The following is a 7,080-nucleotide window of genomic DNA, read 5'->3' as shown; positions in this document are numbered from 1 at the left end:
CGTGGTGTCCATGCCAATGGCGAGCCCGGGGATGACCATGGCGTTCATGCCAATGGCGAGCCCGGCGATGACCGTGGTGTCCATGCCAATGGCGAGCCCGGCGATGACCGTGGCGTTCATGCCAATGGCGAGCCCGGCGATGACCGTGGTGTCCATGCCAATGGCGAGCCCGGCGATGACCGTGGCGTTCATGCCAATGGCGAGCCCGGCGATGACCGTGGCGTTCATGCCGAACCCGGCGATGACAAAAGGACCTGATTCCTACTGATTCCCAAACAACACAAACCCCCTGTGGGAGCGAGCCTGCTCGCGAAGGCGGAGTGTCAGACGACTTCAATGTTGGATGACACGACGCCATCGCGAGCAGGCTCGCTCCCACAGGTTCGTTTGAGTCAGGGACTGCGCATTCCTACACGCCACCCTCAGACTGATCCAGCGCCTCGCGCAAAAACTCAACCAGCGCCTGCACCGGCCGCGAGCTCTGCCGGTGTTGCGGATACACCGCCGATAACGGCAGCGGCTCCGGCCGCAAATCCTCCAGTACCTCCACCAGCCGTCCATCCTTCAACGCCGAGCCGACGATGAACGCCGGCAAATACGTGATCCCCAGGCCGGCGATTGCCGAATCCCTGAGCACCTCGCCGTTGTTGACCCGCATCCGCCCGGTGACGTTGACCGTCAGCGGCTTGCCCTGCCCCGCAAAACGCCATTGCACCTGTCGACCATGGCCGTACGGCAGACAGTCATGACCGTGCAAATCCTCAGGTTTGAGCGGCGTGCCGCGCTCGGCCAGGTACGCCGGGCTTGCGCAGTACACCCGCTGGATCGACGCGATCCGCCGGGCAATCAAGGTCGAATCCTCGAGCGTGCCGATGCGCAACGCCAGGTCGTATCCCTCACCCAGCAAATCCACAGGCCGATCGCTCAGATCCATCTCCACCGTCACGTCGCGATAGCGCTGCAAAAACACCGGCAACAGGCAGCCCAGATGCGCCAGTGCGAACGATAGCGGAGCGCTGACACGAAGGGTCCCGCGTGGCTCGGTGGTCTGGCCGGCGATGCCCTGCTCCACTTGTTCGACTTCGCTGAGCAGGCGCAAGGCTGACTCGTAATAGCTTTGCCCCAGCGGCGTGACATCCAGTCGCCGGGTCGAGCGATTGAGCAGGCGCACGCCCAGGCGTTCTTCGAGTTGCATCAAGCGACGACTGACAAACTGCTTGGACAGCCCCAGTTGATCGGCGGCAGCCGTGAAGCTTCCAGACTCCATCACCTGGCAAAAAATACGCATATCTTCGAAGGGGTTCATTGTCACTTCCTGGTTGACAGTCAAACACTTTATAGCCGCTTTTTCCTTTCCTGACACAGTATTAATCTGCTCCACACTCAAGCAGGCGGCCACTCCCTCGCCACAACAGCACCCTCCACCTGCGCGACCTCATTTCTACTGGAGCATTTCCATGTCCTTTCTCCTCGGTCACCTGCTCTCCCTGAGCACCCTGCTGCTGGCCATCGACGCCCTGCTCTGGCACCTCGCGCCATTCAAGCATCGCGTCAGCCGGGTCGGTGTGCGCCTGGCGCTGTTTGTGCTGTTCAGCGCGGTGCTCATCAACGCGGGCGTCAGCCCTTTGCAGGCGCCGTTGTTTGCCGATGATCGCGTGGCACAACTGGGGGCCACGGCACTGGGGATTCTCTGGTGGCTGTACGCGGCGCGGGTGCTCACCGAAGTGATCGGCCTGGCCCTGATGCGGCGCATCGGCCACAGCGGCCGGCTGTTGCAGGATGTCATCGGCGCACTGGTGTTCCTGATTGCGGTGGTGGCCGCCGCCGGCTACGTGCTGGAACTGCCAGTGAAAGGTTTGCTGGCGACCTCCGGCGTCGTCGCCATCGTAGTGGGCCTGGCATTGCAGAGCACCTTGAGCGACGTGTTCTCCGGCATCGTGCTCAACACCACCAAGCCCTACCAGGTCGATGACCGGGTTTCCATCGACGGTATCGAGGGCAAGGTGCTGGACATCGACTGGCGTGCCACTCACCTGCTGACCAGCGCCGGCAGCACCGCGGTGGTGCCGAACTCGGTGGCGGCCAAGGCAAAGATCGTCAACCTCAGCCGCCCGTTCAACATGCACGGCGTGTCGATCAGCATTCAGGTGCCCAACCACATTCGCCCGCGCCGCGTACTCGATGCCCTGGACCGCACCCTTCAGGGCAGCAGCAGTCTGCTGCTCGATCCGGCGCCGAAAGCCGTGCTCAAGGAGGCCGGCGAAACCATGTCCGAATACGTGGCCAGCGGCTTCATCGCCGAACTGGGCAAAAAGGGTGAAGTGCGCAATCAACTGTTCGACCTGGCCCATCGGCACCTCGAAGCGGCAGGCATTTCCCGGCAACCCGATGGCGTGATCGAGCCGTCGACCCGCGCACGGGCCTTGCTCGATGAAGTGAAGATCTTCCGTTCCCTGAGCGCCGAGGAACGGGATCGCCTGGCCCAGAACATGGTGGCGCAGCAATACGCGGCCGGTGATGTGGTGCTGGACCTGGAGGAAGTACCGGACAGTCTGTTCGTCATCGCCACCGGCGTGGTCAGCGCCACGGTCCCCGACGGCAGCACGCAGATCGAAGCCGGGCGCATGGGGCCCAGTGAAGTCATGGGTGAACAAAGCATCCTCGCCGATACGCCGTCCCAGGCACGGTTCACCGCCATGACCTCAAGCATCATCTACCGCCTCGACAAATCCCTGACCCGCGACTGCATGGCGCAACGACGGGAGGTCGACCGGGCGTTGAACAAGCTGCAAGCGGTGCGCCAGCAGAACAGCCGGATGGCGTTGATGGCCAAACCGGTGGCGGCCAGGAAAGGTGGTTTTTTGGGGTGGTTGCAGAGTCGCTGATCCGCGGCTGACACAAAACACTGTGGGAGCGAGCTTGCTCGCGATAGCTTTCTGTCAGTCAACCTATGTATCGACTGATACGCCGCCATCGCGAGCAAGCTCGCTCCCACAGGTGTACGTCTTACTTGGCAGTGAACTTCATGTAGCTGTTGATCAGGTTGCGATAGTTCGGCAGGCGCTCGGACAGCAGGTTGGCCAGGCCTTCCATGTCGTTGCGCCAGTCGCCTTGCAGCTCGCAGGCCACGGCGAACCAGTTCAGCAGGTGTGCACCGGCGGCCGACATGCGTGCCCAGGCCGCTTGTTGCACGGTGGTGTTGAAGGTGCCGGAAGCGTCGGTCACCACAAACACCTCAAAGCCTTCGGCAATGGCCGACAGGGTCGGGAATGCCACGCACACGTCGGTCACCACACCGGCGATGATCAGTTGCTTGCGACCGGTGGCCTTGATCGCCTTGACGAAGTCTTCGTTGTCCCAGGCGTTGATCTGGCCCGGGCGGGCAATGAACGGCGCGTCCGGGAACTGCGCCTTGAGCTCCGGCACGATCGGGCCGTTCGGACCGCTGTCGAAACTGGTGGTGAGGATGGTCGGCAGTTTGAAGAACTTGGCGATGTCGCCCAGCGCCAGCACGTTGTTCTTGAACTCGTTGGGCGAGAAATCCTGCACCAGCGAGATCAGACCGGTCTGGTGGTCGACCAGCAAGACCACGGCATCGTCTTTGTTCAAGCGTTTGTACGGAACGTTGCTCATTGGAAGCTCCTTGATGGATGGTTGTTGCATACCGCGCCGCCCTGTTGGGTCGGCGCTTTTTTGAGTTCGTCAGAAGGCAAAACACGAGCAGCCAAAGGCGCCCCAGAAACCGGCGAAATCGCTGACCGGCGCGTTCGACAGGCGCGCCCGTTCATGGCTGTGGGAATGCACCGCACACGGCCCGCTGCAGTGGTGAACCCGGGCCTGCATCGGCGACGTCGGGCGCCAGTGGCCCGGCACTTTCACAACCGGCGACCAGTCCGGCAGCACCGGCACACTGGCCGGCCCGAGCTTCTCGAAGTCACCAGCGCCGTACACCACTTTGCCGCCGACCACCGTCAGCACCGACTCGATCCACTTGATCGCCTCTTCATCGACACTGAAGAAGTCCGCACTGAGGGCGGCGACGTCGGCCAGTTGCCCGACCTTGATCTGGCCTTTCTTGCCTTGCTCCGACGAGAACCAGGCGCTGCCGTGGGTGAACAGTTCCAGCGCCGTCAGGCGCGACAGGCCTTCGGCGTGCAGTTCCAGGCCGCCGACGGTGCGGCCACTGACCATCCAGTACAGCGAAGTCCACGGGTTGTAACTCGATACCCGCGTGGCGTCGGTACCGGCACCGACCGGTACACCCTCGGCCAGCATGCGCTTGATCGGTGGCGTGGCTTCGGCAGCTTTCGCGCCGTACCGCTCGACGAAATACTCGCCCTGGAAGGCCATGCGATCCTGAATCGCAATGCCGCCACCCAGCGCCCTCACCCGCTCGATGTTCTGCGGGGTGATGGTTTCGGCGTGGTCGAAAAACCACGGCAAGCCGTTGAACGGAATGTCGCGGTTGACCTTCTCGAACACGTCGAGCATGCGGCTGATGGACTCGTTGTAAGTGGCGTGCAAACGGAATGGCCAGCGTTGCTCCACCAGATGGCGCACCACCGGCTCCAGTTCGGCTTCCATGGTTTGCGGCAGGTCCGGGCGCGGCTCGAGGAAGTCTTCGAAGTCCGCCGCCGAGAACACCAGCATTTCCCCGGCGCCGTTGTGGCGCAGGTAATCGTCACCCTGGTGCAGCTTCACGCTGCCAGTCCAGTTCTTGAAGTCGGTCAGCTCTTCCTTGGGTTTCTGGGTGAACAGGTTGTAGGCGATGCGCACGGTCAGTTGCTCATCCTTCGCCAACTGCTCGATCACCTGGTAATCGTCCGGATAATTCTGGAAACCACCGCCGGCATCGATGGCGCTGGTCAGGCCCAGGCGATTGAGTTCGCGCATGAACTGGCGGGTCGAGTTGACCTGATACTCCAGCGGCAGCTTCGGCCCCTTGGCCAGGGTCGAGTACAGAATCATCGCGTTGGGCCGCGCCACCAGCATGCCGGTCGGCTCGCCGTTGGCGTCGCGCACGATCTCGCCACCCGGCGGGTTCGGCGTATCGCGGGTGTAACCGGCGACACGCAACGCCGCGCGGTTGAGCAAGGCGCGGTCGTACAGGTGCAGCACAAACACCGGCGTGTCCGGTGCCGCCTGGTTGAGCTCGGCCAGGGTCGGCATGCGCTTCTCGGCGAACTGGAATTCGTTCCAGCCCCCGACCACCCGCACCCACTGGGGCGTCGGCGTGCGGTCGGCCTGATCCTTGAGCATGCGCAAGGCATCGGCCAGGGACGGTACACCTTCCCAACGCAGTTCCAGGTTGTAGTTCAAGCCACCGCGGATCAGGTGCAAGTGCGAGTCGTTGAGCCCGGGAATCACACAGCGGCCCTTGAGGTCGATCACTTGGGTGCTCGAGCCACGCAGGGCCATGGCCTCGGCATCACTGCCCACCGCGACAAAGCGACCGTCGCTGATCGCCACCGCGCTGGCGAGCGGCTTTTCGCGGTCAACGGTATGAAATTGACCATTGAACAGAATCAGATCGGCGTTCATCAGGGTTCCTCGTGCAATGTGGCGGGAGACAGCCAGGGCGCGAACAGGCGCGTCGCCATGGGCATGAAGATGTAAACCACCGAGAGCACGATGGTCAGGGTGATCAGGAACGTGGCCACCACGTAGTGGGAGAGCAAGGCATTGAGCCGCAACAACGGCCCCCACAGCAGCGGCACGAGCAAGGTGTGCGGCAGGATCACCAACAGCGTCACCACGGCTTGCTTCCAGCGCGGCGGTGGCGTACCGGCTTCGGCCTGGGGCGAGAACCAGAATTCGTTGACCGGATTGACTTCGGTCTGGTCGCCATCGGCCAGCATCGGCGCGGCTTCGGCGACCAACGCCTGGCGCTGCGGCGAATCGAGCCAGTTCTGCATCGCCTCGGTCGAGCAAAAGCGCAGCACGCAGGTGTAGGTGTCGAGGCCGGCGTTCTTGCCGCGCACCACATCCACGCCCAGGTGCCCGACGTTCTGCGCGGCCACCTTGACGATGTTGCGCAGCCAGGCTTCATAAGGCACTTCGAAACCGGCCTTGACCCGGTGCTTGACGATCAGCGTCACCACCTCATCAGGCCCGGGACTTGCCGGCTCACGGCGGTTGAGATCAGACATAACGCAAGGCTCCGGCGAAACGGACATTGAGCGCCAGCCGTCCCGGCCCGGCGATGAGAATGCTGGTGAACACGATCAACAGCAGCCAGCCAAACTGGCCTTCGAAGAGGGTCCACTGCGGATGCACGAGCAACATCGACACCCACAGCAAAAACAGGACAGGCAAACACGCCAGACGCACCAGCAACCCACCGACGATCAGCAGCGGGCACACCACCTCGGCAAAGATCGCCAGCATCAGCGTCAGGTTCGCGCCCAGATGGAAAGGGTCTTCGATATTCTGCAACTCGGCACTGTAGTAAAGCAGCTTGGGCAAACCGTGCACCCACAACAGAAACAACCCGCCGCTGACCCGCAGGAACAGCAGCCCCCAGTCTTGCGCCCGATCATCACGTCGCGAAGCGTCCATGGCCCACCTGCACAAATGAAGAACCACCGGCGTCGATGCGCCGGGACAGGATTCGATAGTGCCGGGACGGGGGGAGGAAAAATTGAATGTACGTGCTCTGTTTGCTAGCACGCCGGCGGTCTGCAAATCACACAAAATCCTGTGGGAGCGGGCTTGCTCGCGAAGACGGTGGGTCAGTCAACATCAATGCTGAATGTCATGACGCCTTCGCGAGCAAGCCCGCTCCCACAGGTTTATTTGTTGTTGCTGCTACCGGGTTATTCCTGCGGATCGAGATTATCCAGCGCCCGGTTCACCGCCAGCTCACCCAACATGATGATCTGCGCAATCCCCAGCAGTGAATTGCGATGCGGGCTTTGCAGAAATCCCGCGAGGTCACTGGCCATGATGCTGGCCGAGGCCAGGGATTCGCAGGCGTGGGCCAATAGGGTTTCGGTGTTGATGTCGGGGGTGATGACAAACATCGTGCTGGGATTGCGCGGTGACGCGGGGTCTTTCGGGGGATTCGGGGTGGGTTTGAAC

7 protein-coding genes and 1 pseudogene are annotated in these 7,080 nt (G+C 62.5%); 2 read left to right on the top strand and 6 right to left on the bottom strand.

Going from position 1 to position 7,080, the window contains the following annotated elements; genetic code table 11:
• Positions 1-258: pseudogene (locus tag AC07YV_RS29540) on the top strand (hypothetical protein); the annotation flags it as partial.
• Between the two features lie 151 nt (positions 259-409).
• Here AC07YV_RS29540 and AC07YV_RS29535 read toward each other — a convergent pair.
• Positions 410-1,306, bottom strand: coding sequence for a LysR family transcriptional regulator (locus tag AC07YV_RS29535; protein WP_102702788.1), 897 nt, complete (start codon positions 1,304-1,306; stop codon positions 410-412).
• Positions 1,307-1,457: 151 nt separating this feature from the next.
• Between AC07YV_RS29535 and AC07YV_RS29530 the strand changes: the two genes are divergently transcribed.
• Positions 1,458-2,885: a mechanosensitive ion channel family protein gene (locus AC07YV_RS29530; protein WP_102702789.1), complete on the top strand. Its 1,428-nt coding sequence runs from the start codon at positions 1,458-1,460 to the stop codon at positions 2,883-2,885.
• A 121-nt stretch (positions 2,886-3,006) separates the two neighbouring features.
• On the opposite strand, the gene ycaC is transcribed toward AC07YV_RS29530, so the two are convergent.
• The 5 genes from ycaC to AC07YV_RS29505 all read right to left on the bottom strand — a co-directional run.
• Complete coding sequence (ycaC, locus tag AC07YV_RS29525; protein ID WP_007991021.1) at positions 3,007-3,633, bottom strand: isochorismate family cysteine hydrolase YcaC; 627 nt, start codon at positions 3,631-3,633, stop codon at positions 3,007-3,009.
• Positions 3,634-3,702: 69 nt separating this feature from the next.
• Positions 3,703-5,541, bottom strand: a complete 1,839-nt coding sequence (locus tag AC07YV_RS29520) for an amidohydrolase (protein ID WP_102702790.1) — start codon at positions 5,539-5,541, stop codon at positions 3,703-3,705.
• Positions 5,541-6,149 (bottom strand): antibiotic biosynthesis monooxygenase, encoded by a 609-nt coding sequence (locus AC07YV_RS29515; RefSeq protein ID WP_102702791.1) that lies wholly within the window; start codon positions 6,147-6,149, stop codon positions 5,541-5,543. Before AC07YV_RS29515 ends, AC07YV_RS29520 begins: the two co-directional genes overlap by 1 nt.
• Positions 6,142-6,558, bottom strand: a complete 417-nt coding sequence (locus AC07YV_RS29510) for a DoxX family protein (RefSeq protein ID WP_102702792.1) — start codon at positions 6,556-6,558, stop codon at positions 6,142-6,144. Before AC07YV_RS29510 ends, AC07YV_RS29515 begins: the two co-directional genes overlap by 8 nt.
• A 257-nt stretch (positions 6,559-6,815) precedes the next feature.
• The coding region (locus AC07YV_RS29505; RefSeq protein ID WP_102702793.1) for a DUF6124 family protein at positions 6,816-7,080 on the bottom strand (265 nt) is incomplete at its 5' end.

This window comes from Pseudomonas sp. GW456-E7, from assembly GCF_059424105.1.
This window is presented reverse-complemented; position numbering and strand designations above follow the sequence as displayed.

What these genes read in the sequence shown, in the direction of transcription:
- AC07YV_RS29515 (WP_102702791.1), bottom strand. Translation starts at nt 6,149, where the DNA reads ATGTCTGATCTCAACCGCCGTGAGCCGGCAAGTCCCGGGCCTGATGAG.
- AC07YV_RS29520 (WP_102702790.1), bottom strand. Translation starts at nt 5,541, where the DNA reads ATGAACGCCGATCTGATTCTGTTCAATGGTCAATTTCATACCGTTGAC.
- ycaC (WP_007991021.1), bottom strand. Translation starts at nt 3,633, where the DNA reads ATGAGCAACGTTCCGTACAAACGCTTGAACAAAGACGATGCCGTGGTC.
- AC07YV_RS29535 (WP_102702788.1), bottom strand. Translation starts at nt 1,306, where the DNA reads ATGAACCCCTTCGAAGATATGCGTATTTTTTGCCAGGTGATGGAGTCT.
- AC07YV_RS29510 (WP_102702792.1), bottom strand. Translation starts at nt 6,558, where the DNA reads ATGGACGCTTCGCGACGTGATGATCGGGCGCAAGACTGGGGGCTGCTG.
- AC07YV_RS29530 (WP_102702789.1), top strand. Translation starts at nt 1,458, where the DNA reads ATGTCCTTTCTCCTCGGTCACCTGCTCTCCCTGAGCACCCTGCTGCTG.